This is a genomic window from Kitasatospora sp. NPDC087315, from assembly GCF_044744345.1.
Lineage (GTDB): Bacteria > Actinomycetota > Actinomycetes > Streptomycetales > Streptomycetaceae > Kitasatospora.
The window spans coordinates 1-24032 of record NZ_JBIUYD010000028.1 but is presented as its reverse complement, the minus strand read 5'-3'; the positions used below and the strand labels follow the sequence as shown (position 1 = coordinate 24032).

General features: G+C 73.1%; 7 protein-coding genes. All 7 read right to left on the bottom strand.

Going from position 1 to position 24032, the window contains the following annotated elements:
* Positions 1 to 35: 35 nt before the first annotated feature.
* Positions 36 to 773: an ABC transporter permease gene (locus ACIO5D_RS31885; RefSeq protein WP_363609487.1), complete on the bottom strand. Its 738-nt coding sequence runs from the start codon at positions 771 to 773 to the stop codon at positions 36 to 38.
* A 115-nt stretch (positions 774 to 888) separates the two neighbouring features.
* Positions 889 to 1797, bottom strand: coding sequence for an ABC transporter ATP-binding protein (locus ACIO5D_RS31880; RefSeq protein ID WP_363609489.1), 909 nt, complete (start codon positions 1795 to 1797; stop codon positions 889 to 891).
* A 175-nt stretch (positions 1798 to 1972) separates the two neighbouring features.
* Positions 1973 to 2575, bottom strand: coding sequence for a dTDP-4-dehydrorhamnose 3,5-epimerase family protein (locus tag ACIO5D_RS31875; RefSeq protein ID WP_400762055.1), 603 nt, complete (start codon positions 2573 to 2575; stop codon positions 1973 to 1975).
* The gene (locus tag ACIO5D_RS31870; RefSeq protein WP_400799398.1) at positions 2572 to 3822 is read right to left on the bottom strand and encodes an activator-dependent family glycosyltransferase; all 1251 of its coding nucleotides are present in this window, start codon (positions 3820 to 3822) and stop codon (positions 2572 to 2574) included. The genes ACIO5D_RS31875 and ACIO5D_RS31870 overlap by 4 nt, the downstream gene beginning before the upstream one ends.
* 173 nt (positions 3823 to 3995) lie before the next feature.
* Positions 3996 to 4790 carry an alpha/beta fold hydrolase gene (locus tag ACIO5D_RS31865; RefSeq protein WP_363609496.1) on the bottom strand — a complete coding sequence of 265 codons (795 nt, stop codon included), beginning with the start codon at positions 4788 to 4790 and terminating at the stop codon, positions 3996 to 3998.
* Between the two features lie 92 nt (positions 4791 to 4882).
* On the bottom strand, positions 4883 to 16450 hold the full coding sequence (locus ACIO5D_RS31860; protein ID WP_400799395.1) for a type I polyketide synthase: 11568 nt from the start codon (positions 16448 to 16450) through the stop codon (positions 4883 to 4885).
* A 28-nt stretch (positions 16451 to 16478) separates the two neighbouring features.
* Positions 16479 to 23942, bottom strand: coding sequence for an SDR family NAD(P)-dependent oxidoreductase (locus ACIO5D_RS31855; protein ID WP_400799392.1), 7464 nt, complete (start codon positions 23940 to 23942; stop codon positions 16479 to 16481).
* Between the last annotated feature and the right edge of the window lie 90 nt (positions 23943 to 24032).

The following is a 24032-nucleotide window of genomic DNA, read 5'->3' as shown; positions in this document are numbered from 1 at the left end:
CGGCCCGGGTCCTGTCCCATCTCACTGCCGGCGGGTCACTGCCAGCGGAACAGCCTGGCCGCCAGCACGCTGCACAGGGTGCCGACGACCACGAGGACGACCAGGTGCAGGGTCTGCGGCCAGTGGCCTTCCCAGGAGTCCCGCAGGGCTTGCAGGGTGGCGCCGAGGGGGGTGTAGTCCCCGATGGTGGAGACGGTGTCGGGCAGTTGCTCCTTCGGGAGGAACACCCCTCCGAAGAACAGGCTGGGGAACAGCAACGACAGGCCGATCGAGGTCGCCGCGCGGCTTCCCGGCGCCACCGCGGCGACGACCAGGCCGACCGAGAACAGTGCCCAGGCGCCGAGGAAGAACGTCAGCAGGAAGGCGGGCACCTGTTCCGGCAGCGCCGTGTCGAGCGCGAGCCGTCCGACACCGAGGACCAGCAGCGCCCCCAGGACGGCGGTCGCCAGGTTGATGACGAGCTGGGCGAGCAGCAGGTTGACGGGGTGGACGGGGCTGGCCGCCATCCGGCGCAGAATGCCCTTCTCCCGGTAGGTCGCCAGGGTGGTGGGCAGCAGGTTCAGCGACAGCATGGTGAGGCACATCGAGATCGCCATGGCCGGGACGAACGCCGCCATCGCCGCCTTCTTGGCAGGGGTGTCGTCCGAGTTGCCGGTGATGATGTGGAAGATCTGCAGCAGCACGAGCGGCAGTGCGATGACGAAGAACACCGCGGTCGGATCGCGGAGGAAGAGCTTCGTCTCGACGAGGGTGAGCTGGGAGCGCCCGGTCATGCGTGTCCTCCTGGCGGCCGGCGGCCGCCCTTCGGTCGGGGTGGCTGCCGCAGGGGCCGGCAGCAGGTCGTCTTGGGGCCGGTGCGGCCCGGCGTCGGTCGGTCGTGGCACGGCGTCAGTGGCCCGGCGCCGAACCGGTGAGCTTCACGAAGGCGTCCTCCAGCGTCGGTTGTTCCAGACGCAGTTCGCCGGGGACGATCCCGTGCCGGGCGAGGGCCGAGACCACCGCGTACACCAGGTTCTCCGTGCCGGTCACCGTCACCCGGGAGTTGGTCCGGGTCACCGACGTGACCTCGGGCAGCGCGGTCAGCAGGGTGTCGTCCAGCGGGGCGGAGGGGGTGAAGCGCAGGCGCTGTTGGGTGTCCGCGGCGGAGATCAGGCCGGCCGGGGTGTCGAGGGCCACCAGCCGTCCTTCCCTGATGACCGCGATGCGGTCGCAGAGCCGCTCGGCCTCCTCCATGAAGTGGGTGACCAGCAGGACGGTGACGCCCTGGGCGCGGACCCGCTCGATCAGCTCCCAGGTGTCCCGCCGGGCCCGGGGGTCGAGTGCGGTCGTCAGCTCGTCGAACACCGCGATCCGTGGGTTGCCGACCAGCGCGAGGGCGATGGACAGCCGCTGCTTCTGGCCCCCGGACAGCTGCCCGAACCGGCTGTCGCGTTTCTGCTCCAGCCCCCAGTCGGTGATCAGGCTCCGCCAGTCGGCCGGGTCGCGGTAGAAGGTGCTGTACATCTGCAGCGCTTCCCAGACCTTGAGCCGGGGCGGCAGTTCGCTCTCCTGGAGCTGAATGCCGATGTGCTGCCGCAGCTGCTCCTTGTCCTGGTGCGGGTCGAGCCCCATGACGGAGACCTTGCCCCCGTCGTACCTGCGCAGGCCCTCGACGCATTCCACGGTCGTCGTCTTGCCCGCGCCGTTGGGGCCGAGAATGCCGAATATCTCGCCCTCTTCGACGACGAATGAGACGTCGTCCACGGCGACGTGGTCGCCGTAGGTTTTCCGGAGTTTCTGGACCTCGATCGCCGGCATGCCTACTCTTTCTTTCTCCACCGGTATTCCTTCGTCTGTGCCGCCGGAGGCGGGCATACCCGTGCCCGACCACCCGATGCGACCATCGGAGGCCTTCCGTCCGGTGAACGGCGCCGCTCCACCGGACGGCCGCGGGAAATCAACCGGCCGGTGGAGCTGCCATGGTGGCGCCGTGTCAGTTGCGGCGTAGTTCAGCGTAGCGCGCCGAACACACGCCGTAGTCCGGCAGTGCGCCGGCCTGCAGGGCCTCCCGCAGGGTGGGCGCGTCGCGGTCCCGGTCCGACACCAGGGGCGCGATGCCGTCCGGCCAGGGGAGGCCGAGCGCGGGGTCGAAGGGATCGATCTCGTGCTCCGCGGCCGGGTTGTACTCGGTCGAGCAGAGGTACGCGGCCACGGTGTCGTCCTCAAGGGCCATGAACGCGTGCCCGAGCCCCTCGGCGAGGTAGACCCCTTCGCGCTTCCCGGAGTCCAGCACGAGGGAGTCCCACTGCCCGAAGGTCGGTGAGCCCACCCGGATGTCCACCACCACGTCGAGCAGCGAGCCGCGGGTGCAGGTGACGAACTTGCCCTGCCCGGGCGGTACATCGGCGAAGTGGATCCCGCGGACCGTGCCGCGCCGGGACACGCTGTTGTGGTACTGCCCCAGCCGCAGCGGGTGCCCGACCGCCGCCACGAAGGAGGACTCGGTGTAGCTCGCGCAGAACGTCCCCCGCTCGTCGGGGTGGACCGCCGGCGTGAACGCGTAGGCTCCGTCGACGGCCAGCTTCCGTACGGTCATGAGCGGTGCTCGGCGGTCAGCTTCTCGAGTACCGGCACGAGTTCGGCGGGGCTCGGCGTCGCCAGGATCTCCGCCCGCAGCCGGTCGGCGGACTCCTGGAAGGACTTCTCGCCGAGCAGCCGCTCGATCCCCTCGCGCACGCCCTGGGCGGTGAGTTCGCCGGCGTGCGTGTAGATGCCCGCGCCCGAGGCCTCCAGGGCGGTCGCCTTCGACCACCAGTCCGCGAACCGGATCGGGGCCATGAACTGCGGCACGCCGTTGACGAGTGCGGTCGCCCAGGAGCCGAAGCCGCCGTGGTGGAGGATCACGGAGCAGCTGGGGAGCAGCGTATGCAGCGGTACGAAGTCCACCAGGCGGGCGTTGTCCGGCACCCGCTCCAGCCCGGCGGACACCTCCGCGGGCAGCGCCGCGATGAGCTCGATGTCGAGGTCGGCGACCGCGTCCAGGATCTCCTGGACGGGCACGAAGGAACCGCCCAGCGCCCCGAAGGAGATGCCGGAGGTCAGGCAGACCCGGGGCCGCTGGGGCTTCTCGCGGACCCAGGCGGGCTCCACCGAAGGACCGTTGAACGGCACCCAGCGCACCGGGACGCGCTTCACGTCCAGCGGCAGCTGGAGGCTGTCCGGGATCTGGTCGATGGTCCACTGGCCGGTGGTGACCTCTTCGGCGAAGTCGCAGCCGTAGCGGGCCAGCAGTTCGGTCAGCCAGGCGGCCAGGGGGTCCTCGCGCTTCTCCGCCGGCTGCTGCTCCATCAGTTCGAGGAAGACCGAGCGCATCTTGGAGTAGATGTCGACCGCCCACAGCATGCGCGCGTGGGCGGCGCCGACCACGCGGGCCGCCACCGGTGCCGCGTAGGTGAGCGGGTCCCAGATGACCAGGTCCGGCTGCCAGTCCCGGGCGAGCGCCACCATGTCGTCGACCATGCAGTCGTTGTAGATCCGGTAGGCGAACTGGACGCTCATCCGGTACTTGGTGAGTACCTTCTCCCAGGTCTGCTGGTCCGCGTACGGCTGCGACCAGTCGGAGATCTCGTTCTCCAGCTGGTCGTGGTGCATGGCGAACATCTCGTGCAGGTTGTGGTCCGTACCGACGGACACCGCGGTGAGGCCGGTGCGGGCGATGGCCTCGGTGAGGGCGGGGTTGCTGGCGACCCTCACCTCGTGGCCGGCTGCGGCGCACGCCCACGCCAACGGGACCATGGTGTACAGGTGGGATTTCTCGGAGACGGTGGCGAATAGCACGCGCATGAGTGTTTCTTCTTTCCTAGGGTCCCGTTACGCGGGTTCAGCAAAGCTGAATCGAAGACTGGCGACAACCCCTACCGACCCCTTACGCGGCGGGAGTTGAGTTCAGCCGGAATTCAACTGACGGGGGCTTCACTGCGGCGTGGAGCGGACCGTCGTGTCTCTCGCCTGCGCATTCATCCGCCGGCGACTCGCGAAGGCAGCACCGTGATCGTGTTACGGGCCCTGAGGAAATCCCACACCGTGTTGACGACAGCGGCCTTCTGGTCGCTGAGGTAGAAGTGGCCCCCGGGGAAGACCTGCAGCTCGAAAGTCCCGGAGGTGTGGTCGCCCCAGGCCGCCACCTCCTCGACGGCGACGCGGAGGTCGCCGTCGCCGCCGAGTCCCACGATGGGACAGTGCAGCGGGGGGCCGGGCACATAGCGGTAGGTCTCCGCGGCCTTGTAGTCGCTGCGGATCGCGGGCAGCGCGAAGCGCAGCAGCTCCAGGTCGCCCAGGATGCGGGAGTCGGTGCCGCTGAGCCGCTGCAGCTCCGCCACGATGCCGTTGTCGTCGAGCAGGTGGATCTCGTGGCTGCGGTGCTGGGACGGCGCGTTCCGGCCGGAGGCGAACAGGGCGGCCGGCACGATGCCGGACTCCTGCTCCAGCAGCCGCGCCACCTCGAAGGCCACGCTGGCGCCCATGCTGTGGCCGAAGAGCGCGATGGGCAGATCCGTCCATCGGGTGAGCACGGTGAAGATCTCCCGGGCCAGCCCCTGGACGCTCTCGACGGGTTGCTCGGAGCGTCGGTCCTGCCGTCCCGGGTACTGGACGGCCATCACCTCGATCCCCGAGGACATCTCCTCCGACATCGGGAAGAAGAAGCTCGCGGATCCTCCGGCGTGCGGGAAGCAGATCAGCCGCACCGTGGCGTCGGGCTGGGGGTGGAAGCGGCGCAGCCACAGGCTGTCGTCGTTGTTCGGCGGTGCCATGGTCGTAGGTGTCCCTTTCGGTCTCTACCGGCCGTGCCGGTACTGGTCGAATGCGAACCGCGTCCCGCGCGGAGGTGCGCCGGCGAGCGCGCTCACCGGGCGTCGTCCTGCGGCGGCAGGGCCGAGATCCAGGCCTCGACGGCGGCCGCGGTGGAGGCGACGTGGTCCTCCATCACGCTGAAGTGGTTGCCCCGGACGTCGACGACGTCATGGGGCAGGTCCCAGTAGGAGCGCCACTTCTCGGGGGCGGCCTGGGTGTTGCCGCCGGCCAGCGGCTCCTCGGCCCGGACGAGCAGGGTGGGCGCGTCGACGGGCCGCGGCTCCCACTCCTTGCAGATGTCGAGGTACCAGCCCATCGCCGTCAGCCGGTCGTCGTCCATCGCGACGAAGGTGCCTTCGCGTTCCGTCATGCCGTCCATCAGGGCCAGCCCGAACTGGTTGACGAAGTTGCTCTTGGGCACGTACGTGTCCACCAGGACGACACCGGCCGGCCGGATGCCCAGGTCTTCGAGCCGGCCCGCCGCGGCCTGGGCGAACCAGCCGCCCGCCGACGTTCCGAGCAGGACGAACGGGGCACCGTCCGCGGCCTCGGCGATGGCCGCCGCCTGGGCCTGGACGACGGCGTCCATGGTCGCCGGGAGGCTCTCGTCCCGGACGAATCCGGGCAGCGGAAGCGCCGACACGTCGCGCAGTCCCCTGAAGGACGACGCGAACCGCGCGTACTGGTGCAGTCCGGCCAGGGCGAGGCACGAGGGGAGGCAGAACACCTGGGTCGGTGCCTCGCCCCGGCCGAGCCTGATCGGCGTCGGCGGCTTGTCGAGGTCGGCGGAGGAGCTGAACTGCGGCCGCAGCGCGGCGACGGCCCGCAGCAGGTCGAACGCCTCTCCCCACTTGCCACGCTGAAAGGCCCCCATGTAGAGCGAGCTCAGCGTCGCCGAACCGCCCTCGGCGGCGGCCTGGGCGGCTGCCGGCGACTCCGGTGCGCGGCCCGTGGCGGCCGGCGCCTCGGCCAGCTCGCGGCGCAGCCGCTCCGCCAGGTCGGCCGGGGTGCGGTGGTCGAAGGCCAGGGTGGCGGGCAGTCGCAGCCCGGTGGCGGCGTTCAGGCGGTTCCGCAGCTCGACCGCGGTGAGCGAGTCGAAGCCGGAATCCACGAACTGGTGGTCCTCGGGCACCGACTGCGGCCCCGAGTGGCCCAGCACGGCGGCCACCTGGACCCGCACCAGGTCGATCAGCACGCCGAGCTGTTCGGCCTCCGGCATCGCCGCCAGGCGCCCGGCCAGGGACGGTCCGCCCGTGCCGCCGTCGCCGGACACGGCCGTGGCCACGGTCCGGCGGCCCGGGGTGCGCACCAGGCCGCGGAGCACGGCGGGAAGGGCGACGCCCGAAGTACCGGTCCGCAGCGCCGCGGTGTCGATTCGGATCGGCACCAGCAGCGGGTCCTCCAGGCCGAGCGCCGTCTCGAACAGCCGCAGGCCCTCCTCGGACGACAGCCCGCCCACACCGGCGCGAGCCGCACGGGCGATGTCGCCGGCGTCGAGCGTGGCGGTCATGGTGCTGAGTTCGTCCCAGGGCCCCCAGGCGAGCGAGGTGGCGGGCAGCCCCTGGCCGCGCCGGCTGTGCGCGAACGCGTCCAGGAAGGCGTTCGCCGCCGCGTAGTTGGCCTGGCCCGCACTGCCCAGCACCCCGGCCGCCGAGGAGTACACCATGAAGGCGGCGAGGTCCTGGTCGCGCGTCAGCTCGTGCAGGTTCAGCACGGCGTCCACCTTCGGCCGCAGCACCGTGTCCAGCCGCTCCGGCGTGAGCCCGTCGACCAGACTGTCGTCGACGACGCCCGCCGTGTGCACCACGGCGGTCAGCGGATGGTCCGCGGGGATCGCGGCGAGCACCGCGGCCAGCGCCTCGCGGTCGGCGGCGTCGCAGGCGGCGACGGTGACCTGGGCGCCGAGCCCGGTGAGTTCGGCCCGCAGAGCCTCGGCACCCTCGGCGGCCGGGCCGCGCCGACTGGTCAGCACCAGCCGGCGGACGCCCCGCTGCCGGACGAGGTGCCGGGCGAGCAGGCCGCCCAGAAGGCCCGTACCGGTGATCAGAACGGTGCCGTCGGCGTTCCAGGCCGGCGCGCCGGTCTGCGGAACGGACGTCACCCTGGCCAGCCGCGGCACCGTGAGTTCGCCGCCGCGCACCGCCAGCTGAGGTTCGCCGGACAGCAGCGCCGCGCCCAGGGCCCGGCCGGACGCCTCGTCCTCGTCGACGTCGACCAGGACGAAGCGGTCGGGATGCTCCGACTGCGCCGCGCGGACCAGGCCCCAGACCGCGGCGTTGGCCAGATCGGACACACCCTCACCGGGGGCGGTGGCGACTGCCCGCCGGGTGACGAACACCATCCGGGACGACGCGAACCGCTCGTCCGCGAGCCAGGACTGCACCAGGGACAGAGCACGGCGGGTGGCGGTCCGTACCGACTCGGCGCCGTCCGGTGCGGACGGGCACGGGACGAGCACCATCGCGGGGGCCGAACTGCCCGAGGCGACGGCACCGGTGAGCGCGACCAGGTCCGTGTAGGACTCCAGGAAGAACCCGAGGTCCTCCAGGACCTCCAGGTGCTTGAGGTCGTCCGGTCCGACCAGGGCCAGCCTGGTGGGCCCCGGCAGCTGCGCCGGGGCCGGCACGGACGGCCAGTCGACCCGGAACAGCGCCTCGTGCCCGGTCGGCCGGGCGGCCCCGAGCTGCGCGGCCGACATCCTGCGCAGCACCAGCGCGTCGATGGCGGCGACCGGGCTGCCGGAGGAGTCCGCGACCGCCACGGACACCGCGTCGGTGCCCGCGACGCCGATCCGCACCCGCAGTTCCGTCGCTCCGGAGGCCCGCAGGGACACGCCCGTCCAGGAGAACGGCAGCCGGCCCTCCCCCTCGCCGCTGTCGATGAGCGAGCCGAGGGCGATGCCGTGCAGCGCGGCGTCGAGCAGGGCCGGGTGCAGTCCGTACGCACCGGCGGGCGCCCGCTGTTCCTCGGGCAGCCGCACCTCGGCGTACACGGCGTCGTCGGCCACCCACACGTGCCGCAGCCCCTGGAACGCGGGGCCGTAGCCGAAGCCGGCCTCGGCGAAGCGCTCGTACAGATCGCCGACCTCGACGGGCTCCGCACCCGCCGGGGGCCACACGCCCAGGTCGGGGCCGATGGCGGGTGCGGTGCCGTCATCGATGCCCAGGGCGCCGCTGGCGTGGCGGGTCCAGGGCTTGTCGGGGTCGGTGTTCTCGGGTCGGGAGTGGATGGTGATCGGGCGGGTGCCGTTGTTCTGGGGGGCTTCCGCGGTGATCTGGAGGACGATGCCGCCGTGGTCGGGGAGTACCAGGGGTGCTTCCAGGGTGAGTTCTTCCACTCGGTCGCAGCCCACGCGGTCGGCGGCCTGGACGGCGAGTTCCAGGAACGCGGTGCCGGGGAAGAGGATCGCTCCGGAGACGGCGTGGTCCGCGAGCCATGGCTGTGACTGGACGGACAGTCGTCCGGTCAGGACGAGGCGGTCGCTGTCCGCGAGGGGGAGGGCGGCGCCGAGCAGTGGGTGTCCGGCGGTTCCCAGGCCCGCCGAGGTGAGGTCGCCGGTGGCGGTCGGTGCGTCGAGCCAGTAGCGGTCGCGTTGGAAGGCGTAGGTGGGCAGGTCGATCCGGTGGGGGTTGTGTCCGGTGAAGTAGGCGTTCCAGTCGATGGTGAGGCCGAGGGTGTGCATGCGGGCCAGGGCGGTGACGGCGGTTTCCTCTTCGGGGCGGTCCTTGCGCAGGAGGGGGATGAACTGTCCGTCCTGGAGGCAGGACTGGCCCATGGCGGTGAGGACTCCGGCGGGGCCGAGCTCGATGAAGCGGGTCACTCCGCGGGCGTTGAGGGCCGTCATGCCGTCGTGGAACCGCACCGATTCACGGACGTGACGTACCCAGTACTCGGGCGAGCAGAGCAGTTCCGGTGCGGCGATGTCGCCGGTCACGTTCGACACCAGGGGGATGCGCGGCTCGTGGTAGGTGAGCCCCTCGGCGATGTGCTGGAACTCTTCCAGCATCGGTTCCATGCGGGGGGAGTGGAAGGCGTGGCTGACGCGCAGCCGGGTGGACTTCCAGCCGCCGGCGGCCACGACATCGAGGACGGTGTCCTCGTCCCCGGACAGGACGGTGGAGGTGGGGCCGTTGACGGCGGCGACCGCGACGCGGTCCTCATAGCCGGCGAGGAACGGCAGCACGTCCTCTTCCGAGGCCACGACCGACACCATGGCCCCACCCACGGGAAGGGCCTGCATCAGGCGGCCTCGAGCCGCCACCAAAGCACAGGCGTCCGCGAGGGACCACACCCCGGCGACGTGGGCTGCCGCGAGTTCGCCGACGGAGTGTCCGACCAGGAAGTCCGCGCGCACGCCCCAGGACTCGACCAGGCGGAACAGCGCCACTTCGATGGCGAACAGTGCCACCTGCGCATACGCGGTGCCTTCCAGGAGCGCCGCCGCAGGGTCGGACGGATCGGCGAAGACGACCTCACGCAGCGGACGGTCCACAAACCCGTCCACCACTGCACACACCTCGTCGAACGCCGCCGCGAACACCGGGAACACCCCATACAACTCCCGACCCATCCCCAGACGCTGCGCACCCTGACCGGTGAACATGAACGCGGTCGGGCCGTCGGTCGCCTGCGTACCGGTGGTGTCACCGGAGGCCAACGCCTCCAGGGCGATGGCCAGTTCACCGGTGTCGCGCCCGGTCACGGCGGCGCGGTACTCGAAGGCCGTGCGGGCGGTCGCGAGCGAGAAGCCCACGTCCACGGGTGACAGTTCCGGCGACGCCGCCACCTGCTCGCGCAGCCGCGCGGCCTGGGCGCGCAGTGCCGCCGGGGACTTGCCCGACACCACCCACGGCACCACGGAACCAGTGCCCCCGGGCGCAGCCGGCGACGTGGCCGAGGGTTCGTCGTCGGTTTCCGGTGCCTGTTCCAGGATGGTGTGTGCGTTGGTGCCGCTGATCCCGAACGCGGACACACCGGCTCGGCGCGGCGCGCCGGTCTGCGGCCAGGGCCGGGCCTCGGTCAGCAGCTCGACCGCGCCCGCCGACCAGTCGACGTGCGGGGACGGCTCGTCCACGTGCAGGGTCGCGGGCAGCACGCCGTGCCGCATCGCCATCACCATCTTGATGACGCCGGCCACACCGGAAGCGGCCTGCGTGTGACCGAGGTTGGACTTCAGCGCCCCCAGCCACAACGGCCGCTCCACGGAACGCCCCTGGCCATAGGTCGCCAGCAGGGCACCGGCCTCGATCGGGTCACCCAGCGTCGTCCCGGTGCCGTGCGCCTCCACCGCGTCCACATCGGCCGTGCCCAGGCCGGCGGATGCCAGCGCGGCCCGGATCACCCGCTGCTGCGAAGGACCGTTCGGCGCACTCATCCCGTTGCTCGCGCCGTCCTGGTTGATCGCGCTGCCCCGGATCACGGCGAGCACCCGGTGCCCGTTGCGCCGCGCGTCGGACAGCCGCTCCAGGAGCAGCATTCCGGCACCCTCGCCCCAGCCGGTGCCGTCCGCCTGCGCGGAGAACGCCTTGCACCGGCCGTCGCGGGCCTGGCCGCCCTGGCGGCTGAAGTCGACGAAGAGGTTGGGAGTCGACATCACGGTGGCACCGCCGGCCAGCGCCATCGAGCACTCGCCCCGGCGCAGCGACTCCGCCGCCAGGTGCAGCGCCACCAGCGACGACGAGCAGGCCGTGTCGACCGTCACCGCCGGGCCCTCCAGGCCCATGGTGTACGCGATGCGACCGGAGGCGATGCTGCCGGAGCTGCCGCTGCCGATGTACGCCTCCAGGTCCTCCGGCACCTGTGGCAGCCGCATGCTGTAGTCCTGGTACATCAGGCCCGCGAACACGCCGGTCGGGCTGCCCTTCAGCGAGACGGGGTCGATGCCGGCCCGTTCGAAGGCCTCCCAGGAGGTCTCCAGAAGCAGCCGCTGTACCGGGTCCATCGCCAGCGCCTCGCGCGGCGAGATGCCGAAGAAGGCGGGGTCGAAGTCGTAGGCGTCGTAGAGGAACGCGCCCTCGTTCGCGTAGGACTTGCCGGGCAGGCGGCCCGTCGGGTCGTACAGGTCGTCGACGTCCCAGCCGCGGTCGGTCGGCATCGCGGCCATCGCGTCCGTGCCCTGGGACACCAGCCGCCACAGGTCCTCCGGGCTCCGCACGCCGCCGGGGAACCGGCAGCTCATGCCGACGACGGCGATCGCGTCGTCGGAGCCGGAACCAGAACCGGAGCCGTCGCCGGCCGGTGAGGCAACCGTCTTCCCGACGGCCGTACGCAGCCGGTCGCCCAGCGCTTCGGTCCGCAGGTATTCGGCGAGCGCCGTGGGGTTCGGGTAGTCGAAGACCAGCGTGGTCGGCAGCCGCAGCCCGGTGGCCGTGTTCAGCCGGTTCCGGAGCTGCACCGACGTCAGCGAGTCGAAGCCGAGCTCCCGGAAGGCCCGGTCCGCGGCGATCGAGTCGGACGAGGCGTGCCCCAGCACGGCCGCGACCAGGGAGCGCACCAGGTCCAGCAGGAAGCGCTGCTGCTCGGTCCCGGTCTGCCCGGCGAGACGCCGCGCGAGCGAGTCCGCGCTGTCCGCCGGCGTCCCGGCCTCGACCGTGCGGCGGGCCGGGGTCCGTACCAGTCCCTGGAGCAGGGCCGGGACGGAGCCGGTGGCGGCGCCCGCCCGCAGCGCGGCGGTGTCCAGCAGCATGGGCACCAGCAGCGGCTCGTCCACTGCCGCGGCGGCGTCGAACAGCACCATGCCCTGGTCGGCGGAGAGCGGGGCGACACCCGAGCGGGTGGAGCGCGCGGTGTCCTCGGCGTCGAGGTGGCCGGTCATGCCGCTGCGGTCGGCCCACAGGCCCCAGGCCAGCGACTGGCCGGCCAGGCCGCGCGCCCGGCGGTGGCGGGCCAGGGCGTCCAGGAACGCGTTGGCCGCGGCGTAGTTGGCCTGGCCGGGACCGCCGAGGACGCCCGCCGCGGAGGAGTACAGCACGAAGCCGGACAGGTCCAGGCCGGCGGTCAGCTCGTGCAGGTTGACGGCCGCGTCGACCTTGGGGCGCAGCACCCGGTGCAGCTGTTCGGGGGTCAGCCCGTTCACGACGCCGTCGTCCAGCACACCGGCGGTGTGCACGACCGCGGTGAGCGGGTGCGCCTGGTCGATGCCGGCCAGCAGCGCGGCCAGGGCGTCGCGGTCCGCGGCGTCGCAGGCGGCCAGGGTGACCTGGGCGCCGAGCGCCGTGAGCTCCGCCCGCAGTTCGTCCGCGCCGTCGGCCCCGGGGCCGCGGCGGCTGGTCAGCAGCAGATGGCGGATGCCGTGCCGGGTGACCAGGTGGCGGGCCAGCAGTCCGCCGAGCGTGCCCGTGCCGCTGATCAGCACGGTGCCGTCGCCGTCCCAGCCGAGGGTGTTCCCGGCGGCCGGGGCGGGTACGCGGGCCAGCCTGGCCGCCCGTACGGCGCCCTCGCGGATCGCCAGTTGGGGCTCGCCGGTGGCCACCGCGGCGCGGAGGGCCCGTACGGAGTCCTGGTGCCCGTCGATGTCGACCAGGGTGAAGCGGCCGGGGTTCTCCGTCTGGGCGGAGCGCACCAGGCCCCACACGGTGGCGTGTGCCAGGTCGTGGACGTCCTCGCCCGGCAGGGCGGCGCCGCGGGTGACGAACACCAGCCGGGAATCGGCGAGGCGTTCGTCGCGCAGCCAGGCCTGCACCAGGTCGAGGGCCCGTTCGGCGGCGGCCCGGGCCGCCCCGGCGTCGCACGCGCCGGCTCCGGTCCCGTGGGTGTCCGGTTCGGGGGCGCACGGGACGAGCACGACCTCCGGTGCCGGGCCGCCGGCCGCGTCCAGGGCCGGCAGGTCCAGCGGCGCCAGTCCCGGCAGGGCGCCGAGCCCCAGCCGGTCCGCGCCCCACACGCCCCAGGGGGTGGCGGGCCCGGGGTCGGCGAGCGTCAGCGGGTTCCAGTCGACCCGGAACAGCGCGTCGGTGAGCGCGGCCCGCGCGCCGGAGAGCTGCTCGGGGCGGATCTCGCGCAGCAGCAGCGCGTCGACGGACGCCACCGGCCGGCCGGCCGTGTCGGTGACCCGGATGGCGACCGCTTCGGGGCCCGCCGGGGACAGCCGTACCCGCACCTCGCCGGCGCCGGAGGCGTGCAGGGTGACGCCCGTCCACGAGAACGGCAGTCGCCCGTTGCCGCTGCTTCCGTCCTCCCCGGACTCGAACAGCGGCCCGAGCGCGATGCCGTGCAGTGCCGCGTCGAGCAGCGCGGGGTGGAGTCCGTAGGCGCGGGCGCCCTCCTGGTGCTCCTCCGGCAGCCGTACCTCGGCGAAGACGTCGTCACCGAGCCGCCAGGCCGCGCGCAGGCCGCGGAAGGCGGGCCCGTAGCCGAACCCGTTCTCGGCGTACCGCTCGTAGAGGTCCTGGACGGCCACGGGTTCGGCGCCGGCGGGAGGCCACACGGCGAGGTCGAAGGAGGCCGGTTCGGCGGCGGGGACGACCGTGCCGGAGGCGTGGGCGACCCAGGCGTCCTCCGCCGTGTTCTCCGCGCGCGAGTAGACGCCCACCGTCCGGCGTCCGGTGACGTCCGGCTCGCTGACGGTGACCTGCACCGCCACGCCGCCGGTTCCGGGCAGCAGGAGCGGCGCCTGAAGCGTGAGTTCCTCGACCTGTGCGCAGCCGACCCGGTCGGCGGCCTGCACCGCGAGTTCGAGGAACGCCGTGCCGGGCAGCAGGACGCTGCCGGTGAGGGCGTGGTCGGCGAGCCACGGGGAGGTCTCCAGGGACAGCCGGCCGGTCAGCAGCAGCCGGTCGGAGTCCGCCAGGTGCACGGCGGCACCGAGCAGCGGGTGGTCGGCGGCGCCGAGCCCGGCCGACGCCACGTCCCCGGTTGCCACCGGGGACTCCAGCCAGTAGCGCTGCCGCTGGAACGCGTAGGTGGGCAGCTGGACGCTGCGCGCCCCGGTGCCGGCGAACACCGTGTTCCAGTCCACGGAACCGCCGGCGACGTGCAGTTCGCCGAGGGAGGCGAGGAAGCGGTCGTAGCCGCCCTCCTCGCGCCGCAGCGTGCCGACGGCGACGGCGCCCGCGGCGGCGTCCTCGAAGGTCTCCTGCATCGCCATCGCGAGGACGGGGTGGGGGCTGGTCTCGATGAACGCGGTGTGGCCGTCGGCGAGCAGCGCGCGGACCGCCCGCTCGAACTCGACCGGCCGGCGCATGTTCCGGTACCAGTAGTCGGCGTCGAGCGCGCCGGTGTCCTGCACGGCGCCGGTCACCGTGGAGTAGAAGGGGATCCGCGCGGCGCGTGGCTCGACGGGTGCCAGGTCGGCGAGCAGCCGTTCGCGCAGCGCGTCGACGTGCGGGGAGTGGCTGGCCACCAGCACCCCGGGGACCCGGCGGGCCTTGATGCCGTCGGCGGTGAGCCGGGCCATCAGCTCGTCGAGGGCGTCGGGATCGCCGGCGACCGTCACGGAGACGGGGCTGTTGCCCGCGGCGAGGGAGATCCGGTCGGCCCGGCCCTCCAGCAGGGGCGCGATCCGCCCGGCGGGGGCCAGCACCGAGAGCATGCCGCCCTTGCCCTCGATCTCCAGCGCCGCCCTGCTGCGCAGCGCGACCACCCGGGCGGCGTCCGGCAGCGACAGGGCGCCCGCCACGTAGGCGGCGGCCACCTCGCCCTGGGAGTGCCCGACGACCGCGGCGGGCTCGACACCGTGCGCGCGCCACAGCGCGGCCAGCGACACCATCACGGAGAACAGCACCGGCTGGACGACGTCGATGCGGTCGGCCGGTGGCGCGCCCGCGCCCTCGCCGAGGACGTCGATGACGGACCAGTTCAGATACGGGGCCAACGCCTCGTCGCAGGCGCGCAGTTGTTCGGCGAAGACCGGCGAGGAGGCCAGCAGCGGGCGGGCCATGCCGACCCATTGCGAGCCCTGGCCCGGGAAGACGAACACCGTCTTGCGGCGGCTGTCCGCCAGGCCCTGGACGAGCCGCGCCGCCGGTTCGCCGTCGGCGAGGGCCCGCAGACCGCTCAGGAGCCCGTCCAGGTCCTGGGCGATGACCGCGGCGCGGTGTTCGAGGGAGGCCCGCTCCAGGGCCAGCGAGCGCCCCAGGTTGGCGGCGGCCAGGTCCGGGTGGGCGCCCAGGTGGTCGAGGAGCCGCCCGGCCTGGGCCCGGAGCGCCTCCGCGGTCCTGCCGGAGACGAGGAAGGGCAGCGCCGGGAGGGTTGCGTGCGGGGCCGGGCCGGCGGTGGCGTCCTCGTCGTCCGCCGGCGTCTCGGGCGCCTGCTCCAGGATCACGTGGGCGTTGGTGCCGCTGAAGCCGAACCCGGACACGGCGGCCCGGCGCGGGGCGCCGGTCTCCGGCCACTCCCGGGACTCCGTCAGCAGCTCGACGCCGCCGGACTCCCAGTCGACCATGGGGCTGCGGTCCTCGGCGTGCAGCGTCTTCGGCAGGATCCCGTGCTGGAGCGCGAGCACCATCTTGATGACACCGCCGACCCCGGACGCGGCCTGGGTGTGCGCGAGGTTGGACTTCAGGGAGCCCAGCCACAGCGGCCGGCCCTCGGGGCGTTCCGCGCCGTAGGTGGCCAGCAGTGCGCCGGCCTCGATCGGGTCGCCGAGCCTGGTGCCGGTGCCGTGCGCCTCCACCGCCTCGACCTCGGCGGCGGACAGCCCCGCGTCGGCCAGCGCGGCGCGGATCACCCGTTGCTGGGAGGGCCCGTTCGGTGCCGTCAGTCCGCTGCTGGCGCCGTCCTGGTTGACGGCCGAGCCACGGATCACGGCGAGCACCCGGTGCCCGTTGCGCCGGGCGTCGGACAGCCGCTCCACCAGGAGCATGCCGACGCCCTCGCCCCAGCCGGTGCCGTCCGCCCGCGCGGAGAACGCCTTGCAGCGGCCGTCGGAGGAGAGCGCCCGCTGCCGGGCGTACTCGACGAACGCGACCGGGGTGGACATCACCATGGAGCCGCCGACCAGGGCCAGCGAGCAGTCGCCGCGGCGCAGCGCCTGCGTGGCCAGGTGCAGTGCCACCAGCGAGGACGAGCAGGCCGTGTCCACGCTGACGGCGGGCCCTTCGAGACCGAAGGTGTAGGAGATCCGGCCCGAGGCGATGCTGCCGGAACCGCCGGCGCCGAGGTAGCCCTCGACGTCCTCGGGCACCGTGGTCAGCCGGGAGCCGTAGTCCTGGTACATCACGCCCGCGTACACACCGGTCCGGCTGCCCTTGAGCGAGGTCGGGTCGATGCCGGCCCGCTCGAAGGTCTCCCACGCGGTCTCCAGCAGCAGCCGCTGCTGGGGGTCCATGGCCAGCGCCTCACGCGGGGAGATGCCGAAGAACCCGGGGTCGAAGTCGTACGCCCCGTCGAGGAAGGCCCCCTCCTCCACGTAGCTCTTGCCCCGGGCGTCCGGGTCGGGGTCGTACAGGGCCTTGATGTCCCAGGCCCGGTCCCCGGGCATCGGGCCGACCGCGTCACGCCCCTCGATCAGGAGCCGCCACATGTCCTCCGGGGTTCGGACGCCCCCGGCGTAGCGGCAGCTCATGCCGACGATCGCGATGGGCTCGTGGTCCCTTTCCTCGATCTTCTGCAGACGCTGGCGCGTGCGGTGCAGATCCGTCGTCACACGCTTGAGGTAGTCGCGAAGCTTGTCTTCGCTCACGGTGCTCACCGTTCAACCGCCGCTTTCTTCAGGAAAGGCCGAGTTCGTTTTCGATGAAGTCGAAGATCTCGTCGTCGGACGCCGAATCGAGTTCGGCTGTCGCGAGTTCGCCCACCGCGTCCTGGGCGTGGCCCAGCTTCGACAAGAGGTCCTGCAGGCGGGTGGTGAGTCTGGTCCGGGCGGCCTCGTCCGCGGCCACCCGCGGCAGGTCCTGCTCCAGTCGGTCGAGTTCGGGGAAGACCAGCGGGGCGGCCGCCGGCTCGGCCGGAGTGACCGAGTCCGCGAGGTGTTCCGCGATCGCGCTCGTCGTCGGGTAGTCGAAGAGCAGGGTGGCGGGCAGCCGCAGTCCGGTCACCCTGTTCAGCTGGTTGCGCAGTTCGACCGCGGTGAGCGAGTCGAAGCCCAGCTCCAGCAGCCCGCGGTCGACGTCGATCGCGTTCGGGTCGGTGAACCCGAGGACGGTCGCCGCCTGGGACCTGACCAGGTCCAGCAGCAGCCGGCCACGCTCGGCCTCGGGCAGTCCCGCCAGCCGTCGCATCAGCCCGTCGGCGGCATCGGCGGCCGTGCCGCCGCCGGCCGTGGTGCGGCGGGCCGTCGGCCGGACGGGGGGCCGGACCAGACCGCGGAGCAACGGCGGCACGGGGCCGGGGCCGTTGGCCCGGGCCGCGGTGTCCAGCCGCATCGGCAGCACCACCGGCGCGTCCAGCGTCCGTGCCGCGTCGAACAGCGCGGCGCCCTCGGCGGAGGAGAACGCGACGATGCCGCCGCGGGCCAGCCGCGAGAGGTCCGCGTCGGCCAGCTTTCCGGTCATGTCGCTGCGCTGCTCCCACAGCCCCCACGCCATCGACTGGACGGGGAAGCCCTGGGCGCGGCAGTGGGTGGCGTAGGCGTCGAGGAACGCGTTCGCCGCCGCGTAGTTGCCCTGGCCCATGCCGCCGAACGTGCCGGCGATGGAGGAGAACAGCACCAGGGCGGAGAGCCCGAGGCCGCGGGTCAGTTCATGCAGGTTGACCGCCGCGTCCACCTTGGGCCGCAGCACCCGGTCGACCCGTTCGGAGGTGAGCGAGCCGACGACGCCGTCGTCCAGCACACCGGCGGTGTGCACGACCGCGGTGAGCGGGTGCGCGGCGCCGACGCCGGCCAGCAGCCGGGCCAGGTCCGCGCGGTCCGCGACGTCACAGGCGGTCAGGGTGACGTCGGCGCCGAGCGCCGTGAGTTCGGCGCACAGCTCCTTCGCGCCGTCGGCCTCCGCGCCGCGCCGGCTGGTCAGCAGCAGATGGCGCACGCCGCACTCGGCGACCAGATGGCGTGCCATCACGCCGCCGATGACACCGGTGGCACCGGTGACCAGCACCGTGCCGGCGCCCCAGTCGGCGGCCGACGGCTCGGCGGGGCCGGGCTGTGCGGGTACGCGTGCCAGCCTGGCGGCCCGTACCGAGCCGCCGCGCAGTGCCAGCTGCGGCTCGTCACCGGCGAGCGCCCGCAGCAGCGCGGGCAGGCTGTCCGGGGCCGTCGCGTGGTCGGTGCCTTCGACGTCTTCGGTGCCTTCGGTGCCTTCGGCGTCGAGGTCGACCAGGACGAACCGGTCCGGGTTCTCGGACTGTGCGGAGCGGACCAGTCCCCAGACCGCGGCGTGCGACAGGTCGGTCACCTGCTCGTCGGGCCCTGCGGCAACGGCGCCGCGCGTGAGGAAGACCATCCGCGACGCGGCGAACCGCTCGTCGGCCAGCCACCCCTGGACCAGCCCCAGCGCCCGGTCGAGGGCCGCGCGCACCGATGCGGCGAGACCCCCGGCCCCGGCGGACTCCGAGGGGTGCGCGGACTGCGGCGGGCAGGTCACGAGTACGACCTCGGGCGGTGCCGCCAGGTCCGTGGCGGCTGCCAGGGCGTCCAGGTCCGGGTAGGCCCGCAGCCCCGGTCCGGCCGCCACGCCGAGGCCGTCGTCACCGATCAGGGCCCAGCCCGTCGTGGCGGTGGGTTCGTCGGTGTTCGGCTGGAGCTCGGTCCAGTCCAGCACGTACAGGGAGTTGTCCGTGGCGGGAGTGCCCAGCTGTTCGGGCCGCGCCCGCAGGGCGAGCGAGTCGATGGTCGCCACCGGCCGGCCGATCGGGTCCGACAGGGTCAGCGACACCGTGTCGGAGCCGACGGGAGTCAGCCGTACCCGCACCTCGCCGGCGCCCGAACCGTGCAGCGTGACTCCCGCCCAGGAGAACGGCAGCTTTCCTCCGCCGAGTTGCAGCGACGGGCTGAGGGCGATGCTGTGCAGCGCGGCGTCGAGCAGGGCCGGGTGCAGTCCGTACGCACCGGCGGGCGCCTGCTGTTCCTCGGGGAGCCGCACCTCGGCGTACACGGCGTCGCCGGCCAGCCAGGCCGCCCGGATGCCCTGGAAGGCGGGGCCGTAGCCGAAGCCGCCCTCGGCGAAGCGCTCGTACAGATCGCCGACCTCGATCGAGGTGGCGCCTTCCGGCGGCCAGACGCCTTGCAGGTCGTACGAGCCCCCCTGCGCGCCCACACCGACTTCGCCGCTGGCGTGGCGGGTCCAGGGCTGGTCGGGGTCGGTGTTCTCGGGTCGGGAGTGGATGGTGATCGGGCGGGTGCCGTTGTTCTGGGGGGCTTCCGCGGTGATCTGGAGGACGATGCCGCCGTGGTCGGGGAGTACCAGGGGTGCTTCCAGGGTGAGTTCTTCCACTCGGTCGCAGCCCACGCGGTCGGCGGCCTGGACGGCGAGTTCCAGGAACGCGGTGCCGGGGAAGAGGATCGCTCCGGAGACGGTGTGGTCCGCGAGCCATGGCTGTGACTGGACGGACAGTCGTCCGGTCAGGACGAGGCGGTCGCTGTCCGCGAGGGGGAGGGCGGCGCCGAGCAGTGGGTGTCCGGCGGTTCCCAGGCCCGCCGAGGTGAGGTCGCCGGTGGCGGTCGGTGCGTCGAGCCAGTAGCGGTCGCGTTGGAAGGCGTAGGTGGGCAGGTCGATCCGGTGGGGGTTGTGTCCGGTGAAGAACGCGTTCCAGTCGACGCTCAGGCCGAGGGTGTGCATGCGGGCCAGGGCGGTGACGGTGGTTTCTTCTTCGGGGCGGTCCTTGCGCAGGAGGGGGACGAACTGTCCGTCCTGGAGGCAGGACTGGCCCATGGCGGTGAGGACTCCGGCGGGGCCGAGCTCGATGAAGCGGGTCACTCCGCGGGCGTTGAGGGCCGTCATGCCGTCGTGGAAGCGCACCGATTCACGGACATGGCGCACCCAGTACTCCGGCGAGCAGACCAGCTCGGGCGAGGCGATGTCGCCGGTCACGTTCGACACCAGCGGGATGCGCGGCTCGTGGTAGGTGAGCCCCTCGGCGATGTGCCGGAACTCTTCCAGCATCGGTTCCATGCGGGGGGAGTGGAAGGCGTGGCTGACCCGCAGCCGCGTGGACTTCCAGCCGCCGGCGGCCACGACATCGAGGACGGTGTCCTCGTCCCCGGACAGGACGGTGGAGGTGGGGCCGTTGACGGCGGCGACCGCCACCCGGCCCTCGTGGCCGGCGAGGAACGGCAGAACGTCCTCTTCCGGGGCGATGACCGAGACCATCGCCCCACCCACGGGAAGGGCCTGCATCAGGCGGCCGCGAGCCGCCACCAGCGCGCACGCGTCGGTGAGGGACCAGATCCCGGCGACGTGGGCTGCCGCGAGTTCGCCCACGGAGTGCCCGACCAGGAAGTCCGCCCGCACGCCCCAGGACTCGACCAGGCGGAACAGCGCCACTTCGACGGCGAACAGCGCCACCTGCGCATACGCGGTGCCCTCCAGCAACGCCACCGCAGAATCCGACGGATCCGCGAAGACGACCTCACGCAGCGGACGGTCCACAAACCCGTCCACCACCCCACACACCTCGTCGAACGCCGCCGCGAACACCGGAAACACCCCATACAACTCCCGACCCATCCCCAGACGCTGCGCACCCTGACCGGTGAACATGAACGCCGTCCGGCCAGGCACGGGCCGCGTGCCGTCGCTGTGGTCGTCGGCCAGGCCCTCCAGGCCGCGCAGCAGTTCCGCGACGTCGCGTCCGGTCACGGCGGCGCGGTACTCGAACGCCGTCCGGGCGGTCGCGAGCGAGAAGCCCACGTCCACCGGCGACAGTTCCGGCGACGCCGCCACCTGCTCACGCAGCCGCGCGGCCTGGGCGCGCAGTGCCGCCGGGGACTTGCCCGACACCACCCACGGCACCACGGAAGCGCTGTCCGGTGCCGCAGGGGCCGCGCTCTGGGGCTCGTCGTCGGTTTCCGGCGCCTGCTCCAGGATCAGATGGACATTCGTGCCGCTGACGCCGAACGCCGACACGCCCGCTCGGCGCGGCGCGCCGGTCTGCGGCCAGGGCCGGGCCTCGGTCAGCAGCTCGACCGCGCCCGCCGACCAGTCGATCTTCCCGGAGGGCTCGTCGGCGTGCAGGGTGCGGGGCAGCACACCGTGCCGCATCGCCATCACCATCTTGATCACGCCGGCCACACCGGAAGCGGCCTGCGTGTGACCGAGGTTGGACTTCAGCGCCCCCAGCCACAACGGCCGCTCCACGGAACGCCCCTGGCCGTACGTCGCCAGCAGCGCGCCCGCCTCGATCGGGTCACCGAGCGGGGTGCCGGTGCCGTGTGCCTCCACCGCGTCCACATCCGCCGGTGAGAGCCCGGCGGAGGCGAGCGCCGTTTGGATGACGCGCTGCTGCGCGGGCCCGTTCGGGGCGGTGAGGCCGTTGCTGGCGCCGTCCTGGTTGACGGCGGAGCCACGGATCACGCCGAGTACCCGGTGCCCGTTGCGCCGGGCGTCGGACAGCCGTTCCAGCAGGACCATCCCGGTGCCCTCGGCCCACCCGGCGCCGTCCGCCTGCGCGGAGAACGCCTTGCACCGGCCGTCGGGGGCCATGGCCCGCTGACGGCTGAACTCGATGAAGCTGTCCATGGTGGACATCACGACCACACCGCCGGCCAGCGCCATCGAGCACTCACCCTGCCGCAGGGACTGCGCGGCCAGGTGCAGCGCGAGCAGCGAGGACGAGCAGGCCGTGTCCACGGTCAGCGAGGGTCCCTGCAGACCGAAGGTGTAGGACACCCGCCCGGAGGCGACGCTGCTGGCGCTGCCCGTCGCGAGGTAGCCCTCGAACTCCTCGGGTGCCTGCTGGAAGCGGGACCCGTAGTCGTTGTAGCTGGCGCCGATGAACACGCCCGCCTCGGTGCCCTTCATCGACGCCGGTGCGATGCCGGCCCGTTCGAAGGCCTCCCAGGAGGTCTCCAGCAGCAGCCGGTGCTGCGGGTCGATCGCCAGTGCCTCACGCGGCGAGATTCCGAAGAACGTCGGGTCGAAGTGGTCGGCGTCGTAGAGGAATCCGCCGCCGCGCGCGTAGAAGGTGCCCGGCTTGTCGGGGTCCGGGTCGTAGCGGCCCTCGATGTCCCAGCCCCGGCCGGTGGGGAAGTCGGAGACCGCGTCGCGGCCCTCGTCGATCAGCTCCCACAGCTCCTCGGGGGTGGTCACGCCTCCGGGGAACCGGCAGCTCATCGCGATGATCGCGATCGGGTCGTCGTCGACGGGCGCGGCGCCGGATACCGGCTCGGGCGCGGCGGGCCGGGTGCCGATCAGCTCGGAACGCAGGTGCTGGGCCAGCGCGGTGACCGACGGGTAGTCGAAGACCAGGGTGACCGGCAGCCGCATGCCGGTCGCGGCCGACAGCCGGTTACGCAGGTCGACGGCGGTGAGCGAGTCGAAGCCCAGCTCGCGGAACGCCCGGCCCACCTCGACGGATTCCGGGTCGGTGTAGCCGAGTACGGCGGCCACCTGGGCACTGACCAGCGCCACCAGGGCCTGTTCGGCGTCGCCGTCCGACAGGCCCGCCAGCTGCTGTGCCAGCGGGGAGTCGTCGCCGCTGGTGCCGGTCGCCGCGGCGGATCCGGTGGCGGCGCCGAGGACGCCGCGCACCTCGGGCAGCTCGCTGAGCACGGGCGCCGTGGGGCCGGTGGGCGAGGACGCCGTCAGCCGCTCCCAGTCGATGTCGGCCACGGCCACGAACGGGTCGCCCAGGTCGAGGGCCAGCTGGAGTGCGGCGATCGCCGACTCGGGCTCCATCGCCGGCATGCCGTTCCTGCGCAGCCGCGCCTCGGTGGCGTCGTCGACCAGACCGCCGCCGGCCCAGGGGCCCCAGGCGACGGCCGTCGCCGCCAGGCCGGCGGCGTGGCGCTGCTGCGCCAGGGCGTCCAGGAAGGCGTTCGCCGCCGAATAGCTGCCCTGGCCCGGGCCGCCCAGCGTGCCCGCGAACGAGGAGAACAGCACGAATGCGGTCAGGTCCCGGTCCTTGGTCAGCTCGTGCAGGTTCAGCGCGGCATCCACCTTGGGACGCAGTACGGTGCGGGCCCGGTCCGCGGTGACGGTGTCGATGACCCCGTCGTCCAGGACACCGGCCGTGTGGAAGACCGACCGCACGGGGGAGCCCGCGGCGTCCAGGCGGTCGAGCAGTGCGGTCAGGGCGTCGCGGTCGGTCACGTCGCAGGCGGCGATGGTGACCCGGGCGCCGAGTTCGGTGAGTTCGGCCTTCAGCTGCTGCGCGCCGGGGGCGGCCGGTCCGCTGCGGCTGGCGAGTACCAGGTGCTCGGCGCCGCCGCGGGCCAGCCACCGGGCGACGTGACCGCCCAGGCCGCCGGTGCCGCCGGTGATCAGCGCGGTGCCCTGGGGCTGCCAGGTCCCGCGCTCGGTCCCGCTCGGCGTGGCTCGGACGAGTCGCCGGCCGAAGGCCGCGGAGGGGCGGACCGCCACCTCGTTCTCCGCGTCGGCCCCGCCTGCCAGTACCACGGCCAGCCGTGCCGCGGAGGCGGGGTCGAGGGCCGGGGGGAGGTCGATCATGCCGCCCCAGCGCTGGGGGTACTCCAGCGCGGCGATCCGTCCCAGGCCCCAGACCATGGACTGGAGCGGGTCCGCGACGGATTCCGGCCTGCCGGTGGTGACTGCGCTCCGGGTGGCGAGCCAGAGCGGCGCGTCGGTGCCCGCGTCGCCGAGGGCCTGGATCAGCGCCAGCGTGTGGGCGAATCCGGCGGGAAGGCCAAGGCCGCCCGGGTGCGGGCCTTCGGCCAGTGCCAGGAGGGAGAGCACTCCGGCGGGGGCCGTGCCGTCCAGCGTCTGCCGGATGCGGGAGGCGAGTGCCTCGCGGTCGGCGTCGGCCGCGCCGACCTCCAGGGGCAGCAGGGTCATGCCCTGCCGGGTGAGGGCATCGACCACCGGGCGTGTATCGGGCCGGTCGGCGGGTGTCACCAGCAGCCAAACCCCCGAGGGGGCGGTGGACTTGATCTCCGGCAGTGGTTTCCAGGTGATTCGGTAGCGCCAGGAGTCGGTGAGTGCCTGTTCGCGGCTGCGGCGTCGCCAGGAGGCCAGGGACGGTAGCAGTGACGTCAGTGGGTCGGGTCCGTCGAGTTCGAGGGCTGTCACGAGTGAGTTCAGGTCCTCGCGTTCGACGGCTTCCCAGAACGCGGTTTCCACCGGGTCGGTTCCGGGCAGGGCGGCGGCGGTGGTGGTCGGGTTCGGTTCGAGCCAGTACCGGCGGTGGTCGAAGGCGTAGGTCGGCAGTTC

Coding starts and splice junctions, on each gene's coding strand:
- ACIO5D_RS31885 (WP_363609487.1), bottom strand. CDS start 773: ATGACCGGGCGCTCCCAGCTCACCCTCGTCGAGACGAAGCTCTTCCTC.
- ACIO5D_RS31880 (WP_363609489.1), bottom strand. CDS start 1,797: ATGCCGGCGATCGAGGTCCAGAAACTCCGGAAAACCTACGGCGACCAC.
- ACIO5D_RS31875 (WP_400762055.1), bottom strand. CDS start 2,575: ATGACCGTACGGAAGCTGGCCGTCGACGGAGCCTACGCGTTCACGCCG.
- ACIO5D_RS31870 (WP_400799398.1), bottom strand. CDS start 3,822: ATGCGCGTGCTATTCGCCACCGTCTCCGAGAAATCCCACCTGTACACC.
- ACIO5D_RS31865 (WP_363609496.1), bottom strand. CDS start 4,790: ATGGCACCGCCGAACAACGACGACAGCCTGTGGCTGCGCCGCTTCCAC.